This window comes from Halomonas stenophila (genome assembly GCF_014192275.1).
In the GTDB taxonomy this organism is placed as follows: Bacteria; Pseudomonadota; Gammaproteobacteria; order Pseudomonadales; family Halomonadaceae; genus Halomonas; species Halomonas stenophila.
In genome coordinates this window covers 355,379-376,515 of record NZ_JACHXR010000001.1, presented here as the reverse complement: position 1 = coordinate 376,515, position 21,137 = coordinate 355,379, and the positions used below count along the sequence as shown (strand labels likewise).

At 70.3% G+C, this 21,137-nt stretch carries 19 protein-coding genes; 5 read left to right on the top strand and 14 right to left on the bottom strand.

The window, feature by feature from the left end:
* Window positions 1-138: 138 nt before the first annotated feature.
* Both FHR97_RS01690 and FHR97_RS01685 read right to left on the bottom strand, forming a co-directional pair.
* Window positions 139-2,718 carry a DUF3141 domain-containing protein gene (locus FHR97_RS01690; RefSeq protein WP_183382030.1) on the bottom strand — a complete coding sequence of 860 codons (2,580 nt, stop codon included), beginning with the start codon at window positions 2,716-2,718 and terminating at the stop codon, window positions 139-141.
* A 113-nt stretch (window positions 2,719-2,831) separates the two neighbouring features.
* Entirely contained in the window at window positions 2,832-3,737 is a 906-nt protein-coding gene (locus FHR97_RS01685; protein WP_183382029.1) for a biotin carboxylase N-terminal domain-containing protein, read from the bottom strand.
* A 94-nt stretch (window positions 3,738-3,831) separates the two neighbouring features.
* On the opposite strand from FHR97_RS01685, the gene FHR97_RS01680 reads away from it, so the two are divergent.
* Window positions 3,832-4,866 carry a LysR family transcriptional regulator gene (locus FHR97_RS01680; protein ID WP_183382028.1) on the top strand — a complete coding sequence of 345 codons (1,035 nt, stop codon included), beginning with the start codon at window positions 3,832-3,834 and terminating at the stop codon, window positions 4,864-4,866.
* A 378-nt stretch (window positions 4,867-5,244) separates the two neighbouring features.
* The gene (lipA, locus tag FHR97_RS01675; protein WP_183382027.1) at window positions 5,245-6,303 is read left to right on the top strand and encodes a lipoyl synthase; all 1,059 of its coding nucleotides are present in this window, start codon (window positions 5,245-5,247) and stop codon (window positions 6,301-6,303) included.
* A gap of 104 nt (window positions 6,304-6,407) precedes the next feature.
* Here lipA and lipB read toward each other — a convergent pair whose 3' ends face one another.
* From lipB to FHR97_RS01620, 11 genes are all read right to left on the bottom strand, one after another.
* Window positions 6,408-7,079: a lipoyl(octanoyl) transferase LipB gene (gene lipB / locus FHR97_RS01670; protein ID WP_183382026.1), complete on the bottom strand. Its 672-nt coding sequence runs from the start codon at window positions 7,077-7,079 to the stop codon at window positions 6,408-6,410.
* A 1-nt stretch (window position 7,080) separates the two neighbouring features.
* A complete protein-coding gene (locus tag FHR97_RS01665; RefSeq protein WP_183382025.1) occupies window positions 7,081-7,395 on the bottom strand; it encodes an HP0495 family protein in 315 nt (104 codons plus the stop codon).
* An 83-nt stretch (window positions 7,396-7,478) separates the two neighbouring features.
* Entirely contained in the window at window positions 7,479-8,696 is a 1,218-nt protein-coding gene (locus FHR97_RS01660; protein WP_246403647.1) for a D-alanyl-D-alanine carboxypeptidase family protein, read from the bottom strand.
* 59 nt (window positions 8,697-8,755) lie between these two features.
* A complete protein-coding gene (locus FHR97_RS01655; RefSeq protein WP_183382023.1) occupies window positions 8,756-9,736 on the bottom strand; it encodes a septal ring lytic transglycosylase RlpA family protein in 981 nt (326 codons plus the stop codon).
* Window positions 9,733-10,797: a lytic murein transglycosylase B gene (gene mltB / locus FHR97_RS01650; RefSeq protein WP_183382022.1), complete on the bottom strand. Its 1,065-nt coding sequence runs from the start codon at window positions 10,795-10,797 to the stop codon at window positions 9,733-9,735. Before mltB ends, FHR97_RS01655 begins: the two co-directional genes overlap by 4 nt.
* 187 nt (window positions 10,798-10,984) lie before the next feature.
* Complete coding sequence (gene rodA / locus FHR97_RS01645; RefSeq protein ID WP_183382021.1) at window positions 10,985-12,145, bottom strand: rod shape-determining protein RodA; 1,161 nt, start codon at window positions 12,143-12,145, stop codon at window positions 10,985-10,987.
* Window position 12,146: 1 nt separating this feature from the next.
* A complete protein-coding gene (mrdA, locus tag FHR97_RS01640; RefSeq protein ID WP_183382020.1) occupies window positions 12,147-14,057 on the bottom strand; it encodes a penicillin-binding protein 2 in 1,911 nt (636 codons plus the stop codon).
* A 31-nt stretch (window positions 14,058-14,088) separates the two neighbouring features.
* On the bottom strand, window positions 14,089-14,556 hold the full coding sequence (gene rlmH, locus FHR97_RS01635; RefSeq protein ID WP_183382019.1) for a 23S rRNA (pseudouridine(1915)-N(3))-methyltransferase RlmH: 468 nt from the start codon (window positions 14,554-14,556) through the stop codon (window positions 14,089-14,091).
* Entirely contained in the window at window positions 14,553-14,921 is a 369-nt protein-coding gene (gene rsfS / locus FHR97_RS01630; protein WP_183382018.1) for a ribosome silencing factor, read from the bottom strand. The genes rlmH and rsfS overlap by 4 nt, the downstream gene beginning before the upstream one ends.
* A gap of 76 nt (window positions 14,922-14,997) precedes the next feature.
* The gene (gene nadD, locus FHR97_RS01625) at window positions 14,998-15,624 is read right to left on the bottom strand and encodes a nicotinate-nucleotide adenylyltransferase (RefSeq protein WP_183382473.1); all 627 of its coding nucleotides are present in this window, start codon (window positions 15,622-15,624) and stop codon (window positions 14,998-15,000) included.
* A gap of 29 nt (window positions 15,625-15,653) precedes the next feature.
* Window positions 15,654-16,952, bottom strand: a complete 1,299-nt coding sequence (locus FHR97_RS01620; protein WP_183382017.1) for a glutamate-5-semialdehyde dehydrogenase — start codon at window positions 16,950-16,952, stop codon at window positions 15,654-15,656.
* A 93-nt stretch (window positions 16,953-17,045) separates the two neighbouring features.
* Between FHR97_RS01620 and FHR97_RS01615 the strand changes: the two genes are divergently transcribed.
* The 3 genes from FHR97_RS01615 to FHR97_RS01605 are packed head-to-tail and all read left to right on the top strand — an operon-like array spanning window position 17,046 to window position 20,283.
* Window positions 17,046-17,915 (top strand): hypothetical protein, encoded by an 870-nt coding sequence (locus FHR97_RS01615; RefSeq protein WP_183382016.1) that lies wholly within the window; start codon window positions 17,046-17,048, stop codon window positions 17,913-17,915.
* The gene (locus FHR97_RS01610) at window positions 17,908-18,843 is read left to right on the top strand and encodes a diguanylate cyclase domain-containing protein (protein ID WP_183382015.1); all 936 of its coding nucleotides are present in this window, start codon (window positions 17,908-17,910) and stop codon (window positions 18,841-18,843) included. The genes FHR97_RS01615 and FHR97_RS01610 overlap by 8 nt, the downstream gene beginning before the upstream one ends.
* A 36-nt stretch (window positions 18,844-18,879) precedes the next feature.
* Window positions 18,880-20,283: a VTT domain-containing protein gene (locus FHR97_RS01605; protein ID WP_183382014.1), complete on the top strand. Its 1,404-nt coding sequence runs from the start codon at window positions 18,880-18,882 to the stop codon at window positions 20,281-20,283.
* 4 nt (window positions 20,284-20,287) lie between these two features.
* Here the strand turns inward: FHR97_RS01605 and FHR97_RS01600 are convergent, their stop codons facing one another.
* Complete coding sequence (locus FHR97_RS01600) at window positions 20,288-20,911, bottom strand: LysE family translocator (RefSeq protein ID WP_183382013.1); 624 nt, start codon at window positions 20,909-20,911, stop codon at window positions 20,288-20,290.
* Between the last annotated feature and the right edge of the window lie 226 nt (window positions 20,912-21,137).

The following is a 21,137-nucleotide window of genomic DNA, read 5'->3' as shown; positions in this document are numbered from 1 at the left end:
CCGGCCATCGCGCCAGTCACGACGGGGCCGAGCCTATGACCCTAGACCGCTGATTCCACGGCGACAAGCCCGGGATAATAGCGAAACGCCCCCGCCGGTAGGCCGGCGGGGGCGGGGTGACAACGAGGCGAGTGCGGTTCAGTCGTCTTGCTTGCCCGGGCTGCGGCGGCGCGGGTTGGCCTTGCGAGTCGTGCTGCGACGCCGGTTGGAGGCCGGCTTGTCGCTGGCGGCCGCCGGATCGGGCTTGCCCGCATCTTCGGCCGGCTGGTCAGCCGCCTGCGGTGGCTTGGCCGAGCCGGCGGTGTTCTTCGACGTCTTGGCCGGCGTGGCCGCGGGCTGCGAAGCCTCGGCCGGCGGGGCAGCCGCCTGCGGGGGCTTGGCCGAGCCGGCGGTCTCCTGCGGGGGGTCGACCGGCGTGGTCTCAGCCGGCCGGCTCTCGATCACCGCCGGCTCGGCCCGATCCGCCTCGGGCGACGCCAAGGCCGCGCCGTCCGCCGAGGCTGGCCCCTCGCCGCCGGTCTCCCGGCTGCCGGCCGGCTTGGCCTGGCGGAACAGCGACTGGATATGCGCAAAGCGCTCGGCGGCATGCTCGCTGAGTTCACCGCTGGCGGCCAGCACGTGGTCGATATGCGCCAGGTGCCCCTCGATCTGCTCGGCAGTCTGCCCCGCCAGCAGCGTCGGGATCGCCGCCAGCGCCGCCTCGTGATCCTGGTTGAGGATGAAGAACTGCTCGCGCACCAGGTGCTTGAAGTCGGCCAGGCGGATACCCGGCTCGAGTTCCGCACGGGAGGCCCGCAGGCGCTTGAAGTTGCGCTCGTCGCTGGCGGGCGCGCCGCCCAGCACATGGATGACCGAGCGCATGACCGCCTCGTGGCTGCCGCCCTCGGCGACCAGGGCATGGATCTCCTCCCGGCGGCGCTGGACGAAGCGGCGGTGTTCCGGCTCGGCACCGGGGCGACGGCGATGCACATGGGCGTCGCCGCCCAGGCCGACCAGGGCCTGCAACAGGGGCTGGCCATAGAGGTCCAGGAAGACTCGCTCGCTGGTCCGGTCGCGCAGGTTGCGCCAGGCGTCGAGGACATGGGTGATCTGGCTGGAGAGGATGCCCTCCACGGCCCGGTAGACGTTGTCCTGGCCCACCTCGTGGCGTTCGCGGCGCACCGTCTCGGCCATCACCGGTACCGGCACCATCAGCGGGTTGCGATCCGACAGCAGCCGGTAGCCCATGCGATTGGGGTGCAACAGCCGCATCCAGTGGGCGGCCTCCGGGGTCGCCAGCGCCTGGACCCAGGGCTGCACGAAGAGGCGATAGAGCCCCAGGTTGATCTCGGAGATACGTGCCACCGTGGCGAAGCGTCGATCGTCCTCCGGGCGGTGCTGGACCTCCCGGTCGAGCTCCTCGATGCTGCGGCGCTCGAACTCGAGCAGGTAGTCCCGCTCGATCAGCTCGGCATCGGGGCGCTCCTCGGCCCGCGAGACCGAGGTCTCGTAGAGCCCCGGCGGCAGCACGTCGATGTAGTCCATGTTGGCGGTGAACTCGGCGTGCTCCTTGCGGGACACGCTGCCCGACACGAAGATCCCCAGGTGTCCCGTGGTGTCATGGACGCAGTACACCAGGGTCTGCTCGTTGGCGATGATGTCGTCGGTGTCCTCGTAGAGGTCGCGGATCCAGCCCAGCGCCTGGGGCGGCGGCGTGATGTTATCGCCCCGGGAGCAGAACACCACCACCGGCGAGCGCAGGTTGCGCAGGTCGATGCGACGCCCGTCCGAGGTGATCAGCTGGGCGGTGGAGAGACGGTTGCCGACGAACAGGTTGTCGACGATGTACTGGATCTCCTGAGCACCCAGCACCACATGCCCGCCCCACCAGCGCTCGAACTCCAGATAGCGGTCGGCCTCGGTATCGACGTTGGCGTAGAGCCGATACTGCTTGTTCCACCAGGTATTGGCCGGATTGAGGCGCTCGAAGTTCTGGACCAGCCAGGCCCCGTCGAAGTGTCCGGCGCCCAGGTCACCGAGCAGCGCGGTCACCCAGGTGCCGCCGGTCATCCCGCCGGTATAGCGCATCGGCGCGCCGCCATGCTCGCCCGCCCAGTAGGACAGCGGCGCGCCAGCAATCAGGATCGGGCCGAATACCTCGGGCTCCAGGGCCGCCGCCATCATGATCTGCCAGCCCGCCTGGCAATTGCCGACGACCATCGGCTTCTCCGCGGTCTCGGCATGGAGGTCGATGACATGGCGCAGGAAGGCGACCTCCGCCTCGACCACGTCCTCGACGGTCTGGCCGGGCTCGGGGTACGGCAAGAAGCCGATGAAGTAGCAGGGATGCCCGGCGCGCAGGGCCACGCCGAGCTCGCTGTCGGGCTTGAAGCCGCCGATCCCCGGCCCGTGACCGGCGCGGGGATCGACGACCACGAAGGGCCGCATCCGCGGGTCGGTCTCCATCGCCTGGGGCGGCAGGATCCGCAGCAGCTCGTAGTTCACCGGGCGCGGCAGGTCACGCCCGTCCAGCAGCACCTCGGCCTCGAAGCCCAGCACATTGGGCTTGGTCTGCTCGATATACTCGAGATACTGGTTGCCGCGCTGGCGCATGACATCCAGGTAGAGCGTGCTGCGCTCCAGGGTGTCGCGCCAGTAGTCGAAGGCGGCGCGACCGAAACCGAAGGGATCCATGAAGGACAGCGCGGCTGGCGGCAGGGTCGACATCAGGGCATTCATCGTTGGACTCCATGGGTGGCCATGGGAAGGCGAAGGACATTCGCCGCGTGAGACTCGTCTTTGCTGCAGTGCAATATAGCGAAAAAATTAGCGCTCGGCGAGGTACGGTCGCGTCAGGGAGTGGCCAGGCGCGTCGCTTCCGCCTCGCCCAGCAGCTCGACCAGTCCCCGCCGCGCCCGGTCTCGGGCCTCCTCGGCCCGGCGCCCCCAGGCCAGCAGGCGGGCCCCGGCCTCGCCGGGTGCCCGGTCCAGGCGCAGCCCCGGTCCGCCACTCAGCAGGGCCGCCGGGGGCAATGACAGCTGCCACAGCCGGGCATGGCCATGCGGCGCGAGTCGCGGCTGGCGCTCTCGCAGTCGCCCGCCGAGCAGCACCCGCAGCTGCTCGACCACCGGATCCAGGCCACTCAGGGCCTCGTCCAGGGCCTCCTCGCCGGTGAGCCCCGGCGCCATGGCGGCGAACCCCAGGCGATTGCCCTCGACGCGAAACCGCACCTCCACCAGGCCCGTCAGCCCCAGGGCGGCGACGCCCTGCCCCGCCAGGCGCCCCAGATAGACGCTGCGCTCGGCGGTCAGCCAGCCAAGCGGCGCCACCGAGAGCGCCTCGTGCAGGCGCTGGCGGGGGGCCAGGTAGATCACCCGGCCCCGGCCATCGGCCAGCAGGGACATCCGCACCTCATGCCCCGCCGACGCGGCGGTCAACGGCAAGCCTGCCTCGCGCATCCGCTGGCGCATGCCCCCGCCCTCGGCCATGGCCGCCAGCAGCTCGGTCGGCGGGCCGAGGAAGCGCACGCCGGCACGTCGGCAGGCCTCGGCCAGCGCCAGCTGCTCGGCAGTTCCCCCCTCGCCGGGGTGAAGCGCCTCGCAGCCCGCCTCCCGGGCACGGGCCACCAGTGCCTCGGCGCTGCCGCCGGCCTGGATGGCCGTCAGGCCGAGTTCGGCACAGGCCTGGCGCAGGCGAAGCCCTCCGGGACCGCCGGCGGCGACCAGCAGGCGGGAAACGGCAGGGGCGAGTCGCGACATGATCACTCCGAATGGCTAGCGTGAGAGAGGCGATGCTAGCATGTCGACACGGCATGCCCGGACGTTACCGCGCCCCGCCCCACTGGACGACGCCATGACCACCCCCCGACTGCTCAATCGCCTGACCTTCCGCCAGCTCCAGGTCTTCCGCGCCGTCCATGAACGCCAGTCCTATTCCCGGGCCGCCGAGGCCCTGGGACTGACCCAGCCGGCGGTCAGCGCCCAGATGCGCCAGCTCGAACAGGTCCTGGGCCAGCCGCTGTTCCGCTATGCCGGGCGCACGCTGCACATCCTGCCCGCCGCGGATGCCCTGGCGGCGTCGGTGCGGGCCATCTTCGGCCAGGTCGCCCGGCTGCAGATGAGCCTGTCGGACCTCGACGGTACCATCAGCGGCGAGCTCAACCTGGCGGCGGTGTCCACCGCCCAGTATGTGGTACCGCACCTGCTGGCTCGCTTCCGTGCCCACTACCCCAACGTCCAGATCCGCCTGCGTGTGTGCAATCGCGGCCAGGCCCTGGAGCGCCTGGCCGAGCAGCGCGATGACCTGGTGATCATGGCCAGGGTGCCCCCGGACGAGGAGCTGGTGTTCATGCCGATCCTCGACAACGAGATGATTCCGGTGGTCTGGCCGGGCCACCCCCTGCTCGCGGCCGACCGGCCGACCCTGGAGGACCTGGCCCGTCACTACGTGCTGATGCGCGAGCCCGGCTCCGGCGTGCGGGGCGCCCTGGAGGAACTCGCCGCCGAGCAGGACGTCGAGCTGGCCCATGCCATCGAGATGGGCACCAACGAGGCGGTCAAGCAGGGCGTCATGGCCCAGCTCGGGGTCGCGGTGCTGCCGCGCCTGGCGGTGCGCCTGGAACTCGAGGCCGGGCTGCTCGCGCCGCTCGAGCTGCCCGGCTTCCCGCTGCGCCATTCCTGGTGCACCGTCTATCATCGGGAGCGTTTCCCCACCCCGGTGACCGAGCTCTTCCTGCGCTTCGTGCGCGATCACCTGGACGAGCTGCAGCGCCACTTCAGTGCCGTCCCTGCCCCGCTGCCCAGCCACGACGTGGCCTGCCTGCCCGAAGCCACGGACTCAGGGCTATCGCAGTTGCCTATAGCGAGGGGCGCCGGGGGCAGGCCGTAAAGGAGGTCCTACGCCAGGGGTGAGGAGCATTGCTCCGAACGGGCTGGCCATGGATGGCCAGCACCGGACCTGCAAGCGAAGCGGGACGCGAGAGCGCCGCAGGGCGTCGGTAGCGCCCAGGGATGGGTTCACAGCGCCTCCTCAATGGTCCGGCACCCCGGGGCCTGTCGACGGATCAGCCCCAAGCGATCCTGCTATCTGCGATCCTCCTGGCCGCGGACTGAGCCGCCTGTCCAGCCAAGCCGCGAATATGGTAACTTAGCGCGCCAAGACCGATACACGCCACGCCTGTCGCCGGCCGTCCCCGCTTGCCGTCAACGGACGACCCGCAACGCACACGCCTGGCGACCAGCCGCCGAGTGGAGAGGCTTCAAGCTCATGAGCAACAACACCTCCAAGCATGTGTCCAGCGGTGAGAAATATCGCAACGAGCACGGCGCGACTGCCATCAAGGATGGCATGAAGCAACGCCAGCAGGCCGAGGAGAGCCCGGAGCTCGGCCGCAAGCCGAAGTGGCTGCGCGCCCCGATCCCCGGCGGCGAACGCTTCGACGCCGTGAAGAAAAACGTCGCCCAGCACCGGCTCAGCACCGTCTGTGCCGAGTCCCACTGCCCCAACATGGGCGAGTGCTGGAGCAACGGCACCGCCACCATCATGCTGATGGGCTCGGTGTGCACCCGGGCCTGTCGCTTCTGCGCGGTGGACACCGGCAACCCCAAGGGCTGGCTGGATGCCGAGGAACCGGAGAATACCGCCAAGTCCGTGGAGCTGATGGGCCTGCGTTACATCGTGCTGACCTCGGTGGATCGTGACGACCTGCCCGACGGCGGCGCCGGCCACTATGCCGACTGCATCCGCGCCATCAAGGCCCGCACCCCCGAGGTCGCGGTGGAGGCCCTGACGCCCGACTTCGACGGCGCACCCAGCGCCATCGAGCGGGTCGTCGACTCGGGCCTCGAGGTCTTCGCCCAGAACGTCGAGACCGTCGAGCGCCTGACCCGTCGCGTGCGTGACCCCCGCGCCGGCTACCGCAAGACCCTCGAGGTGCTGGCCCACGCCAAGCGCCATCGCCCCGACGTCATCACCAAGACCAGCCTGATGCTGGGCCTCGGCGAGACCGACGACGAGATCCTCCAGACCTTCGACGACCTGCGCGCCATCGGCGTCGACATCGTCACCCTCGGCCAGTACCTGCGTCCCACCCGCAATCACCTGCCGGTGGAACGCTGGGTCACCCCGGAGGAGTTCGAGCGTTATCGCCGGCTGGGCCTGGAGAAGGGCTTCATGGAGGTGCCATCCGGCCCCTTGGTGCGCTCCAGCTACCGTGCCGACCGGGTGTTCGAGAACAACAACCTGGGCCTGGAGCTGGCCTCCCCCGCCGAGGTGCCGGGCCAGTCGCCCGACCCCAACCTCATCCCCGCGCGCAACGTGGGCTGACGGGGGCCAAGCGGCGTAGGGTGGATAAGCGTTAGCGCATCCACCGATTCTGATTCATGACGCATCAGAACGCCGGATGCGCTCGCTGCGCGGGCTTATCCGGCCTACGGCTTGCCCCTGGGCGGCTCGGCGCCTGTCCCTTGCAACTGCGTGTCGACCAGCTCTCTTCCCAGCTCCCGGGCCAGGCAGTCGGCGAGGCGCTCGGCGACCGCCGCCACGCCCGGCGAAGACGACGCCACGTCGACCAGGCGCGTCATGGCCATGCCGGCATAGCCGCAGGGATTGATGCGATCGAAGGGCGAGAGGTCGCCGTCGACGTTCAGGGCGATGCCGTGGAAGCTCGCCCCGCGCCGGATACGCAGGCCCAGGGAGGCGATCTTCGCCTCGCCCACATAGACGCCGGGCGCATCCGGGCGGGCATGGGCCTCGACCCCGTGATCGGCGAGCAGGGCGATGGTCGCGTTCTCCAGGGCGCTCACCAGGTCGCGCACGCCCAGCCGGGCGCGGCGCACATCGAGCAGCGGGTAGAGCACCACCTGGCCGGGCCCATGATAGGTCACCTGCCCGCCGCGATCGGTCTGCACGACCGGAATGTCGCCGGGCATCAGCAGGTGCTCGGGCTTGCCGGCCTGCCCCTGGGTGAACACCGGGTCATGCTCGACCAGCCACAGCTGGTCGGGGGTGGCGGAGTCGCGGCCGTCGGTGAGATCGCGCATGGCCCGCCATACGGGCTCGTAGGGGCGACGCCCCAGGCGATGCACCTGCAGCGGCTCCACCTCAGACCACCATGTGCACGCGACCGCTGGCCTTGAGCTCGGTGAACAGCGCCTTCAGCTGCACCTCGCCGGTGGCCCGCAGGGTCAGCCGCACGGACTGGAAGCGGCCGTTGCGACTCGGCACCACCTGGATGCACCGCGCGTCGAAGTCGGGCGCGTGGCGCGTGACTACCTGACACACCATGGCGGCGAAGTCATCGGCGGCATCGCCCACGACCTTGATCGGATAATCGCAGGGAAAGGTGATCTTCGGCGACGTGCCGGCACGGCGGCCGGTGGACGGCTGGCGAAGATCACGCAGGGTCTTGTCGGTCATTCCACACTCGTCAGGAAGAATACCCGACCATTCTACTCAACCCGCGCCCTGCCACCAAGGGCGCGGGTGGGCGCCGGCCCGGCTCAGTCGAAGAAACCGCCCAGCAGGTTGGTGAAGAAGCGCTGCACCTTGTCGAACAGGCGCTTGAAGAAGCCGCCCTCCTCGATGGCCTCCAGGGCCAGCAGCGCCCGCTCGCCGACCACTTCGTCGCCCAGGCGCACTTCCATGCGCCCGACGGTCTCGCCGGCGGCGATGGGCGCGGTGAGATCCGCCTGGAGGTCGAGCTGGGCGGCAAGCTCCTGGTTGCGGTTGCGAGGCACGGTCATGAAGACATTGCGGTCGACGCCGACGCGCAGCTCGTTCTTGTCGCCCCCCCAGACGCGCGGCGTGTTGAGCACGGCGCCCTGGTCATACAGCTTGAGGGTCTCGAAGTAGCGGAACCCGTAGCTCAGCAACTTCTGGGTCTCCCGGGCGCGGGCCTCCTCGGAGCCGGTGCCCATGACCACCGAGATCAGGCGCATATCGTCGCGCTCGGCGGAGGACACCAGGCAGTAACCGGCCTCCTCGGTCCAGCCGGTCTTCAGGCCGTCGACGCTGGAGTCCCGCCACAGAAGGCGATTGCGATTGGGCTGCTCGATCCCGCCGTAGGTGAACTGCTTCTGGCGGTAGATCCGGTAATGCTCGGGATAGTCCTGGATGATGTGGCGAGACAGCATCGCCAGGTCGCGGGCCGAGGAGTAGTGGTTCCCGTCGGGCAAGCCGGTGGGGTTGACGAAGTGGGTGTTGGTCAGCCCCAGCCGCGCGGCATGCTGGTTCATGATATCGGCGAAGGGTTCGGTGCCTCCGGCCAGGTACTCGGCCATGGCGACGCTGGCGTCGTTGCCGGAGACGATGACGATGCCGTGCAGCAGCTCGCTGACCGGCACCTGCTCGCCGACCTCGATGAACATCTTCGAGCCACCGGTGCGCCAGGCCTCCTCGCTGACCGGCACCGGGTCATCGGGGGCGATATTGCCGCTGTTCAGCTCGCGCTCCACCAGGTAGGCGGTCATCAGCTTGGTCAGGCTGGCCGGCGGCAGACGCTCGTCCGGGTTGTGCTGGGCGAGCACGCGACCGCTGTCGGCATCCATCAGGATCCAGGAGGTCGCGGCCAGCTGCGGCGGCGACGGGATCATGGTCTGGATCTGCGGCTGTGGCTGGGGCTGTGGCGTCTGGGCCAGCAGCGGTGAGGCCACCAGCGACAGGCAGGCCAACAGGGCCGGCACGAGCCGGCGGAGACGGGACGAACGCAGGACTTTCATGGATGGTGGTCTCTTCGGGGGCATCAGGGTGATCGATTGACGATGACGGAACGCCGAGCTCACTCGCTACCGTCAACGACGAAGGCCGTGTCGAAGCCGGCGCGGCGCAGCTCGCCACGCAGCGGATCGAGCTGGGCCGAGTTCTCGAGGGGGCCGACCTGGACACGGTGCATGCCGGCCGCGCTGGCCACGCGCACCGGGCGATCCAGCGAGGCCTGGAGCCTGGCCTTGAGGGCGCGGGCATTGTCGGCCGAGCCCAGGGCGGCCACCTGCAGGTAGATGGCACGGCTGGTGGCGGAGCGGCCCTCCGCGGGGCGAGCGTCCGCGGGCTCCGGCGGCGCGGCGCGGTCATCCGCCCCGCCCACGGCATCGGCCGACCGGGCGTCAGCGGCGGGCGCCGTCGCCACGGCCGTCCGCTCGGGCGACTCCGCGGCCGGCTCGCCATGGCGGGCCAGCCAGTCGCGGGCATCGATGGCCTCGACCCGCACCCGGCCGGTGCCGCGATCGAGGATGTCCAGCCGCGCCGCGGCGGCATAGGAGAGGTCGATCTCCCGCTCGCTGTGGAAGGGGCCGCGATCGTTGACCCGCACGATCACCGAGCGGTCGTTGTCCAGGTTGGTGACCCGCGCATAGGTGGGCAACGGCAGCGAGCGATGGGCGGCGCTCATCTTGTACATGTCGTAGATCTCGCCGTTGGAGGTCGCGTAGCCGTGGAACTTCTTGCCGTACCAGGACGCGGTGCCCCGCCGCTCGTAGCCGCTGGCATCGGGCAGCACGTGATAGGTCTCGCCCCACACCTCGTAGGTGGCCCGATTGCCCGCCTGGGAGGGGGCCTCCACCCGCGGCACCGCATCGGGCACCCGGCTGACGTCCGGCGGCTCCTCGGGGTAGGCATCGCTGTTCATGGCGTAGCGCTCGCCGTCGCCGGGGGTCGCCGGCGCCTCGGCGGAGCCACCGACGTCGACGGGACGGCTGCCGCCGCCCCCGGCACAGCCACCCAGCCACAGGACCGCCAGCGCGGCCAGCCACCAGGCCCTCATCGGGAAGCCTCCCGATCGGCGACGGTCGACTCGAACCAGTCGGATGGACGACCACGGGCCTCGGCGATCGCCTCGGCGAGCTCGGTCACGGCCATGGCATAGAGGTAGCTGTGGTTGTAGCGGGTGATGACGTAGAAGTTGTCGCGCCCGAGCCGGTAACGGGTCGAGCCGTCGGCCATGGCCAGCGCCAGGGGCACCACGCGGGTGTCGTCGGACAACTCGCCGCGGGGCGTGATGCCCTGCTCGCGCAGCTCGGCCGCGCTCATGGACGCTGGCCGGGCCTGGTTGAAGTCGATCCCCTCGGGCGGGGTCGCCGGCCCCTCGGCCTCATGGTAGAGGGGGGCGCCGGGCCGCCAGCGGTGCTCGGCGAAGTAGTTGGCGATGCTGCCGATGGCATCCACCGGGTCGGTCCAGAGGTTGCGCTTGCCGTCGCCGTTGAAGTCCACCGCATAGGCGCGATAGCTGGTGGGAATGAACTGGGGGTAGCCCATGGCGCCGGCATAGGAGCCCTCGATGCTGTCCGGCGCGACCTCCTGGCGGTAGGCGATCTCCAGGAAGGCGGCCAGTTCGCCGCGGAAGAAGCCACCGCGCCGAGGGTGATGGAAGGCCAGGGTGGACAGCGAGTCCAGCACCCGGTGATCGCCGGTCACTTCGCCGTAGCGGGTCTCGACGCCGAGGATGGCGGCGATGATCTCCGGCGGCACCCCGTACTCGGCCTGGGCGCGTTCGAGGGCCTCGCGATGGGCGTCGATGAAGGCCGCGCCCTTGGCGATGCGCTCCTCGCCCAGGAAGATGTCACGGTACTCGTGCCAGACCAGGTGGTATTCGGCGGCCTTGGACATGGCATCCAGCACCTCCTGGCGGAAGTCGGCCTGGGCCAGCGCCGCTTCGAGCCAGTCACGGGTCACGCCACGCTCGGCCACCTCGTCCACCAGCGCCCGGACCTCCCCGCGTTGGGGGTCGAAGTCCCCCGCCGATACGCCCGTGGCCGCCAGGGCCAGCAGCCCGCCCAGCGCCAGGGCCAGCGTCCTGGGTCCCCGTGAAAGCGTCGTCACCGTCATCCCGTCTCTCCCTGAATCTTGTGCCTGCCACCGGGGCAAGACGCCCTACGCTTTGTCTGAAAACTGTCTGCGCTCGCCCATCCGGCGTTAAAATCGGCTCAAAGTACTCATTTACACCGCGTAAACTCCGCCTTTTCGCCGATTTTTGCCTTGTCTGGCCATCGCTCGCCGACTTTTCAAACAAAGCTTAACGTGGCAGCAGGCGGCGGTGCGAATGAATGGCCATGAGAATACCGAAACCGGCCAGCAAGGTCACGCTGGAGGTACCGCCGTAACTGACCAGCGGCAGGGGCACCCCGACCACCGGCAGGATGCCGCTGACCATCCCCACGTTGACGAACACGTAGATGAAGAAGGTCAGGATGATGCTGCCGGCCAGCAGGCGGCCGAAGGTCTCCTGGGCGGCGCCGGCCAGCCACAGGCCCCGGCAGACGATCATCAGGTAGAGCGCCAGGAACGCCAGCATGCCGACCAGGCCGAACTCCTCGCCGAGCACGGCGACGATGAAGTCGGTGTGACGCTCCGGCAGGAACTCCAACTGGGACTGGGTGCCCTGCAGCCAGCCCTTGCCCCAGAGCCCGCCGCTGCCGATGGCGGTGGTCGACTGGATGATGTTCCAGCCGGCCCCCAGGGGGTCGCTCTGCGGGTCGAGAAGGGTCAGCACCCGCTGGCGCTGGTAGGCGTGCATGGTCATCCACAGCAACGGCAGCGCCGAGGCCGCCAGCCCCCCGAGCAACAGGATGACGCGCCACGACAGGCCCGCCAGCAGGATCACGAAGACCGCGGCCATGGCCACCAGCAGCGAGGTGCCGAGATCGGGCTGACGGGCGATCAGCAGCACCGGCGCGCCGATCAGCACGGCGCAGACCACCAGGTCCTGCCAGCCGGGCGGCAGCTCCCGTCGACTCAGCCAGGCCGCCACCATCATCGGCACGGCGAGCTTCATCATCTCGGAGGGCTGGAAGCGCACCACCCCGGGGATCACCAGCCAGCGCTGGGCGCCCATGCCCATGTCGCCCATGACCTCCACCGCCACCAGCATGGCCATCCCCGCCAGGTAGGCCGGCAGGGCCCAGCGCAGCAGGGTCGCAGGCGTGAACTGGGCGATGATCACCATGCCCGTCAGGGCGACCCCGAAGCGCACGCCCTGGGCGATCACCACATCGAGCCGCTGGCCACTGGCGCTGTAGAGCACCACCAGCCCGGAGAGCATCAGCACCAGCAGCATGGCCAGCAGCCAGGGGTCCAGGTGAATGCGCTCCCAGAGGCTGCGCCGGCGCGACATGCCGCTCAGGGGGGGCTTGATGGGCCGCCCCCGCAGCCCCCGCGCCAGATCGTGCATCGCCATCTCAGCCGTCCTCCGTGGCGGAATCGTCGGGGTTGCCGGCCTCGCCCGCACCGACCGGCGCCTTTCCCGCCTGGCGATCGAGCAGCCAGAAGTCGGCCATCTCGCGGGCCAGGCCCGCGGCGTGGCTGCTGCCGCCCCCGGCATTCTCGACGATCACCGAGACGGCGATCTGCGGGTCCTCCACCGGTGCGAAGGCCATGAAGAGGGCATGGTCACGCAGTCGCTCCTCAAGTTCCGCGGCGTTGTAGCGCTGGTCCTGCCCCAGCGAGAACACCTGGGCGGTACCGGACTTGCCGGCCATGCGGTATTCCAGACCGACCCCCGAGCGCCGGGCGGTGCCCTCACGCCCCGAGAGCACCTTCTCCATGCCCGAATAGACGCGATCCCACCAGGCCGCGTTGGTCAGATCGATGTCGGGGGGCGTCTCCGGCAGCGCGGTGGGCACCGGCACGCCGTCGACCTCCAGGGCCAGGCGGGGCTGCACCCAGTCGCCGCGATTGGCCAGTACCGCCGTGGCGGTGGCGAGCTGCAGGGGCGTGATCTGCAGATAGCCCTGGCCGATGCCCACCGACAGCGTCTCGCCGGGGTACCAGGGCTGGTTGTAGCGCGCCTTCTTCCAGTCCCGGGACGGCAGCAGCGCCTGGCTCTCGCCGGCGACATCCGCGGCGACCCGCTGGCCGAAGCCGAACTGCGCCAGGCTGTCGTGGATGCGGTCGATGCCCAGCTCATGGGCCAGCGAATAGAAGTAGGTGTTGTTGGAGACGGCCAGGGCCCGCTCCAGGTCCACCCGGCCGTGCCCCCAGCGCAGCCAGTTGCGATAGCGGCGGTCGTCGTTGGGCAACTGGTAGTAGCCAGGATCGTAGATGGTCGTGTCGGGCGTGACCACGCCCTCCTTGAGGCCGGTGATGGCCATGAACGGCTTGATCGTCGACCCCGCCGGGTAGCTGCCGCGGATCGCCCGGTTGAACAACGGCAGGTCGAGGTCCTGCTGCAGGGCCCGGTAGGCGGCCACGTCGATGCCGGTGACGAACTGGTTGCTGTCGAAGCCGGGCACCGAGGCCATGGCCAGGATCTCGCCGCTCTGGGGGGCGATCGCCACGATGGCCCCGCGGCGACCGTCGAGCAGGTCGACGGCCAGCTGCTGGAGGGGCTTGTCGAGGGTCAGGGTGAGGGTCTCGCCGGGCACCGGATCGGTACGGCCCAGTTCCCGGAGCACCCGCCCCCGGGCATTGGTCTCCACCTTGCGCAGGCCCGCCTGGCCATGCAGCTCGTCCTCGTAGAAGCGCTCGACCCCGGTCTTGCCGATGAAGTGGGTGCCGGCATAGTCGCCGGTGTCGAGGGTCTGCAGCTCCTCGGCGTTGATGCGACCGACATAGCCCAGCACGTGGGACAGGTCCTCGGCATCGGGGTAGTAGCGCAGCAGCTGGGCCTCGACCTCCACCCCGGGCAGGCGGTGGCGATTCACCGCCAGCCGGGCGATCTGCTCCTCGTCCAGGTCGCTCATCAGCAGCGCCGGCTGGAAGGGGCGCTGGCGCTGGCGCGAACGCTGGCGAAAGGCCTCGACCTCCTCCTCGGGCAACTCGAGCAGGTCCACCAGCAGCGACAGGGTCTCGTCCAGGTCGTCGACCCGCTCGCGGACCAGGGTCAGGTTGTAGGTGGGGCGGTTCTCGGCCAGCAGCACCCCGTTGCGGTCGTAGATCAGGCCACGGGTCGGCGGCAACGGCTCCACCCTGACCCGGTTCTTCTCCGAGCGGGTGCTGTAGACCTCGTGCTGCACGACCTGCAGGTAGAACAGCCGGCCGGTGAGCAGGCCCGTCAGGATGATCACCACCAGGACCGCCAGCAGCGCCCGCAGGCGGAAGACGCGCAGCTCCTGTTCGGTGTTCTTCAGGGTGTCGCGTTGCTGACGCATGCGGGACGATATCCTTGGAGATGCGGGCCGCTCAGCGGTGGTAGGGGTGGCCGACCATCAGGGTCCAGGCCCGGTAGAGCTGCTCGGCGAGCAGGATGCGTACCAGCGGATGCGGCAGGGTCAGGGGGGACAGCGACCAGCGCTGATCGGCGCTGGCCGACAGCGCCGGGTCGAGGCCGTCGGGACCGCCGACCAGCAGGGCCACGTCACGGCCCTCGAGGCGCCAGCCCTCGGCCTGGCGCGCCAGCTGCTCGGTGCTCCAGGGTTTGCCGCCGACCTCCAGGGCCACCAGGTGCTCGTCGCCTCGCAGCCGGGCGCGGAGGCGCTCGGCCTCCTGGGCCACCGCGCGGCGGGTATCGGCGTTCTTGCCGCGTGGCCCGGGCGCGATCTCCTCGAGCTCGAGGGCGAAGTCCCGGGGCAAGCGCTTGCGATACTCCTCGACGCCGCGAGTCACCCAGTCGGGCATCTTGGTGCCCACCGCCAGCAGGCGCACCCTCATGAGGTGCCGTGTGCCTCTTCCTCCAGGGCGACCTCGTCGCTGGGCAGGTCCGCCCAGAGACGCTCGAGGTCATAGAGTTCGCGGGTCTCGGGCAGCATGATGTGCACCACCACGTCGCCGAGGTCCACCAGCACCCAGTCGGCACCGCTTTCGCCCTCGACGCCGAGCGGGGGCATGCCCTGCTCCTTGGCGGCCTGGATCACCTTGTTGGAAAGTGCTGCCAGGTGGCGGCTGGACGTGCCGCTGGCCACCACCATCAGTTCGGTCACGCTGGTCAGCCGGGACACGTCCAGGACCGCAATGTCCCTGGCCTTGAGTTCCTCCAGCGCGTCTACCACCAGAGTCTTGAGTGCGTCGATGTGCATACCCTTCTTGTCAGCCCCTCTCAGCGGGAAGTCGTCATATCTATATTGTACCGACTTGAGCGCGAGGTGGCAGTTCCTAATGACGATACAGCCGCCGGGCCAGCAGGCGCGCTTCCACCGCCTCGGGTAGCAGGTAACGCACGCTGGCGCCGGTGGCCAGGCGATGACGCACCTCGGTGGCGGAAATCGCCATCCGCGAGGGCAGCGAGAGGCGCAGCAGCCCCCCCGCGGGCGCGGCCATCAGGGCCGCCGTGGACGCGACCTCGCGCTGGCCGACCAGCGCCGTCAGCGCCGCCGGCAGGCGCGCCTCGTGATCGGGGCGATCGATCACCACCACGTGGGCCAGCGCGAAGAGCCGCTCGGGCGCATGCCAGTCGGCCAGGCGCAGGAAGGCATCATGGCCCAGCGCCATCACCAGTCGGGCCTCGCGGCCGTACTCCGCGCGCAGCTCGGCCAGGGTATCGGCACTGTAGGAGGGCCCCTCGCGGCGCAGTTCCCGGGGATCGGCGAACAGTCCCGGGGTGTCGCCGATCCCCAGCCGCAGCAGGGCCAGGCGCTCCTCGGGCGCCACCCGGGGAGTGTCGCGCAGCGGCGGCATGGCCGCCGGCACCATGTGCACACGATCGAGCGCCAGCGCCTCGTGGAGCTCGACGGCGCTGCGCAGGTGCCCCAGGTGGACCGGATCGAAGGTGCCCCCCAGCATGGCGATACGGGGCGGAGGGGGCACCGCGCTCACCGCCGGACCTGGCCGTCGCCGAGCACCACGTACTTGCGGGTGGTCAGCCCCTCGAGGCCCACCGGCCCACGGACATGCAGGCGATCGGTGGAGATGCCGATCTCGGCGCCCAGCCCGTACTCGAAGCCGTCGGCGAAACGCGTGGAGGCATTGACCATCACCGAGCTGGAGTCCACCTCGGCCAGGAAGCGGCGGGCCAGGGTGTAGTTCTCGGTGACGATGGCGTCGGTATGCCGCGAGCTGTAGCGCTCGATATGCGCCATGGCCGCGTCGATGCCGTCGACCACGCGAATCGCCAGCACCGGCGCCAGGTACTCGGCCGCCCAGTCGTCCTCGGTGGCCACGACGAGCGTGTCGAGGACCGCCCGGGTGCGCTCGCAGCCGCGCAGCTCGACGCCCAGCGCGTCATAGGCGGCCGCCAGACGCGGCAACAGCGACTCGGCCAGGGGGGCATCCACCAGCAGCGTCTCCATGGTGTTGCAGGTGCCGTAGCGCTGGGTCTTGGCATTGACGGCGATGGCCAGCGCCTTTTCCGGGTCCGCGGTGGCGTCGAGGTAGACGTGGCAGACGCCATCGAGGTGCTTGATCACCGGCACGCTGGCCTCCCGGCTGATACGCTCGATCAGCGACTTCCCGCCCCGGGGGATGATCACGTCGACGAACTCCGGCATGCTGATCAGTTTCCCCACGGCGGCCCGATCGGTGGTGGCCACCACCTGGACGGCCCCCTCGGGCAGCCCGGCCTGTTCGAGCCCGGCCCGGATGCAGGCGGCGATCGCCGCATTGGATTCCCGCGCCTCCGAGCCGCCGCGCAGGATACAGGCGTTACCCGACTTCAGGCACAGGCTGGCCGCTTCCATGGTGACGTTGGGCCGGGATTCGTAGATGATGCCGATCACCCCCAGCGGCACGCGCATCTGGCCGACCTGGATACCGCTGGGGCGCGAGCGCAGGCCATCGATCTCGCCCACCGGGTCGGGCAGGGCCGCCACCTGGCCAAGCCCCTCGATCATGGCATCCAGGCGCGCCTCGTCCAGAGCCAGGCGGTCGAGCAGGGCGTCATCCAGGCCGCTGTCGCGCCCCCGCGCCAGGTCACGGGCGTTGGCGGCCAGCACCTCGGCCCGCGCCTCGCCCAGGCGCTCGGCCATGGCCAGCAGGGCGGCGTTCTTGGCGGCGGTGTCGACCCGCCGCATCCGGGTGGCCGCCTCGCGGGCCTGCTGTCCCAGGTGCTGCATGTAGGCGTCGACATCGCCGACGCCCTCGGCGTGATTGGAGTGGGTGGCGTGAGCTGTCATGCCGTAGAGTGTCTCCTGGAATGGTGGCCGCAGCATCGGCGGCCGCGACCGGGGGTCGAGTCGAATCGGGGAAAGGGACCATACTAAGTCACCATGCAGAGCAAGTACAAAATCGGCCTGTTGCGGATCAATCTGGTGGCGGCGGCCGGCTTCACGGCCGCGCTGGCGGCCAGCACCGGCACCCTCGAGGATGCGCTGCTGCTGTGGCTGACCACGATCTGGCTCGGCGTCACCGCGACCCAGCTCGAGTTCAGTCATCGTCACCCGGCGACCGTGCCCTGGCAGGTGCTGCCGGGCCTGCTGCTGGCCGCCGTGCTGTGGGTGGCCCCCGAACGTCACCTCACCTGGCTATGGGCCTGGGCGGTGCTGCTGATGCTGCCCCAGCCCCGCTGGATGCTGCTGCTCAACGCCCTGCTGGCGACCCTGAGCTGGGCGCTGCTGGCCGGCCTGCTGGGCACCGAGCAATGGATCCTGGCGGGGCTGCTGCTGGCCGGCATGATGCTGCTGGGGTTGTCGCGCTCCCTGGAGCTGCAGGCCCTGCGCAGCCGCATGCGCGAACGCGCCCGCCTGGTGCCGGGCCTGCCGATCTGGCCCGGCCACCAGCTCCATCACGACCTCCAGCGGGAGCGGCGGCGCACCACCCAGGAACGGGTACATGCCGAGCTGCTGCTGCTGAGGACATCGCGCTGGCGGTTATGGCCGCTGGCCGAGCGCCTGTGTCACCTGACCCGACGCTTTGAGCACTGCTATCGGCTCGACCGGCACACCCTGGGAGTGCTGTTGATCAACCGCGACACCGAACAGGCCGCCGCCCGCCGTCACCAGCTGCTCGCCGCCATCGAGGAACCGATCACGGCTCGGGTCGTCGCCCTCCCCCGGCTGGGCTCGCTGGTCAGGGAACGGCGCGCCCTGGCGCACCAGGACACGCCCCTCGAGGTCAAGGAGGTCGTCCAGCATGGATGAGCATCGCCCGCACGCCTCGCGACTCTTCCCCGTCGTCCTGGCCGTTGCCACCCTGCTGCTGTTGGGACAGGCCCTGTGGTTCTACCTGATGGGCGACTATGGCCGCATCCTGCTGCCGGCCCTGCTGTCACCGGTGATGCTGGTGGCGACCCTGCTGGCGGCGGGGGCTCACACCCCCTCCCGGGCGTCGGCGTACCTGGTGCTGATCTGCGGCTTTCTGCTGACCGCCGTGGAGCTGCCTCGCCAGGCCGGCCTGCCCGCCTTGTGGGTGGGCCTGCCGCCGGTACTGGCGCTGTTGCTGCTGCCGCTGGGCCCGGCCATGCTGCTCAACCTGGCATTGACGCCGATCTGGCTGGCCCTGCTGGGCAACGGGGAGCCGGAGCGAGATCTGCTGCTCGTCTACCTGGCCCTGGTGGCGGTGGCCGCCCTGGTGCCCTGGGAACGACTCCGCCAGCAGGCGCTGCTGCGCGCCACCGATCCCTGGGAGCGCGAGTGCCGGGCCGTCACCCGTGACAGCCTGCACGAGCGCCTGGCCGGCGAGTTCGAGCGAGCCGAATTCCTCGAACGCCCCCTGGCGGTGCTGCTGATCTACCTGCCCCAGGTCGACATGGCCGGCGAGCAGTTCGGCGCCAAGGCCCGTACGGCACTGCTCGAGGGACTCTGCCGAGGCGTCATCAGCCGCTGCCGGGAGCATGACGTGCTGGGGCGGGAGGGCGACGCCGCCTTCTGGCTGCTGCTGCCGGACACCACCGAGAGCGGCGCCCTGCTGGTTCGCCATCGCCTCACCCAGGCCCTGAGCCAGGTGGTGCTGGTGGAGACCGGCCCCCTGCAGCTGCGCACCCGGCTCGCCTTTCCCCGCCCCGACGAGACCTGGCCGCATTTCGAGCAACGCCTGCAGGCCTTGAGCCACGGCCTGGCCGACGGCTGATCCCCGCCGCAGTGGATCACGACAACGGAGAGTCACGTGAACCTTGCCGACACCCTCTACCAGCTGACGCCCTCGCCGCCGCTGCTGGTCGCTCTCATCGCCGCCATCGCGCTGATCGAATCCCTCGCCCTGGTGGGCCTGCTGGTGCCGGGCGTGGTCTTGATCACCGCCGCCGCCTCCATGGCCGGCCACCAGGAGGTGGCCGTCGGCACGGTGCTGGCCGCGGCCTTTCTCGGCGCCGTGGTCGGCGACGGCCTCAGCTTCTGGATCGGCTACACCCAGCGTGAGCGCGTCACCACCCTGTGGCCTCTGTCGCGCTATCCGGAATGGCTCGCCCAGGGCGCCCGCTTCTTCCAGCGCCACGGCCCGCTGTCGGTGCTGCTGGGGCGCTTCGTCGGCCCGGTGCGCCCCGTGGTGCCGCTGATCGCCGGGATGATGCACATGCCGCCACGCACCTTCACCTGGGCGAACCTCGGCTCGGCGCTGTTGTGGGCACCGGCCTATGTCCTGCCGGGCTACCTCCTGGGGCGCGCCTGGCAGCGCCTGCCGGGCTTTCCCGAGGCACTGCGGCCGTGGCTGGTGGGGCTCGGCGTGATGGTGGTGGCACTGGCGCTGATCTTCTCCTGGCTGCGCCACCAGACCCATCGCCATGGCCTGGTCTACCGGGGGCTGGCACGCCTGTCCCGTCGCCACCCCCGTGGCCGGCTGGCCTGGCGCCTGCTGGCGCGCCCCCATGACCGGGAGCCGCCGCTGGGCACCTGGCTGCTGCTGGTGGCCTCGCTGACGGCGCTGTCGGCCTGGACCCTGGTGGTGCTGCATCACGACGGCCCGCTGCCGATGGATGAACGTCTCGACGCCGCCATGACGGCGCTGGCGATCCCCGGCCTGGCATGGCTGGCCGAGTGGATGGCCGAGATCGGCGACCTCTATGGCGTGATCGCCCTGACCCTGCCCTGGGGCCTGTGGCTGCTGTGGCGGGGACATCGGGCGGCCTTCGGTCATGTCGCCGCCGGCCTGCTCGGCATCGCGCTGCTGAACATCCTGGGCAAGGCAGCGATCGGCCGCGCCCGACCCAGCGTGCCGGACTACCTGGCCGAGTCGCTGGCCTATCCCAGCGCCCACACCTCCACCGCCGTGGTGGTGTTCGGCCTGGCAGCCGCCTTCACGGCCCGGGAGCTGCCGTTGGGGCGACGCTTCTGGGTCTACTGGGGGGGCATCGCCGTGGTGGTGCCCATGGCGCTGTCGCGACTGGTGATCGGCGTTCACTGGCTGAGCGACCTGGTCGGCGGCGCCCTGCTGGGTCTGGTGGTCTGTGCCCTGGTGCAGCTGGCCTGGCAGCGCCATCCCCGCGCGCCCCTGGCCCCCTGCCCCTGGCCGCTGCTGGTGGCGGCCTCGCTGGGGTTGAGCGTCGCCCGGGTGGCCTGGCTGGGGCCGGCCTAGCCGCTCAGCCCAGCGCCAGCCAGAGCCCCACCCCCACCATCAGGGTGCCGGCGAGCCGATTGAGCAGGCGCACGTTACGACTCCTGCCCAGCAGATGGCGCAGGGTCCGGCCCCCGGTGGCATAGAGCACCAGCGCCAGGAACTCGATGGACAGGATGATCGCGATCAGCCCGGCGAGCTGGTCCGCCAGGGGCCGCGAGGCATCCAGGAAGGGCGGCAGCAGGGCCATGAAGAAGGCCCAGCCCTTGGGATTGGCCACCGCCGTGACCAGCCCCTGGACGGCCAGTTCACGGCGGCCTGCCCGCGCCTCGGCATCCAGCGTCTCGGGAATCGCCATGCGCCCCCGCGAGCGCCACATCATGATCCCCAGGTAGCCCAGGTAGGCACCGCCGACCCACTTGAAGACCGCGAAGAGTTCCGGCAGGCGCAGCATCAGCGCGGCCACGCCGGCCCCGGCGGCGACCGCCACCAGGCCCACGCCGACCAGTTCGCCGGCCATCATCCACAGGGTGCGTCGCACGCCCTGGGTCATCCCCAGCACCATGGCCAGGGTCATGCACATCCCCGGGGTCAACGAGACGAGCAGGAAGGTCGGCACGAAGACCGACAGCAGGCCCAGGCTGACCATTCGAGAAACCTCCATGTCAATTGGCTGGGCAGCGCCTCCAGGGCTATCGCAGTTAGCGTTGTCGCTCGGGGCTGATCCGTCGACAGGTCGTCGAGGGGGCGCTGTGAACCCCTCCCTGGGCGCTACCGACGCCATCCTTGGCGTAGGACCCCCTCGACGACCTGTCCCCGGCGCCCCTCGCCACCCAACTGCGATTGCCCTGGCAGCGCCTCCCTAACTGCTGGTC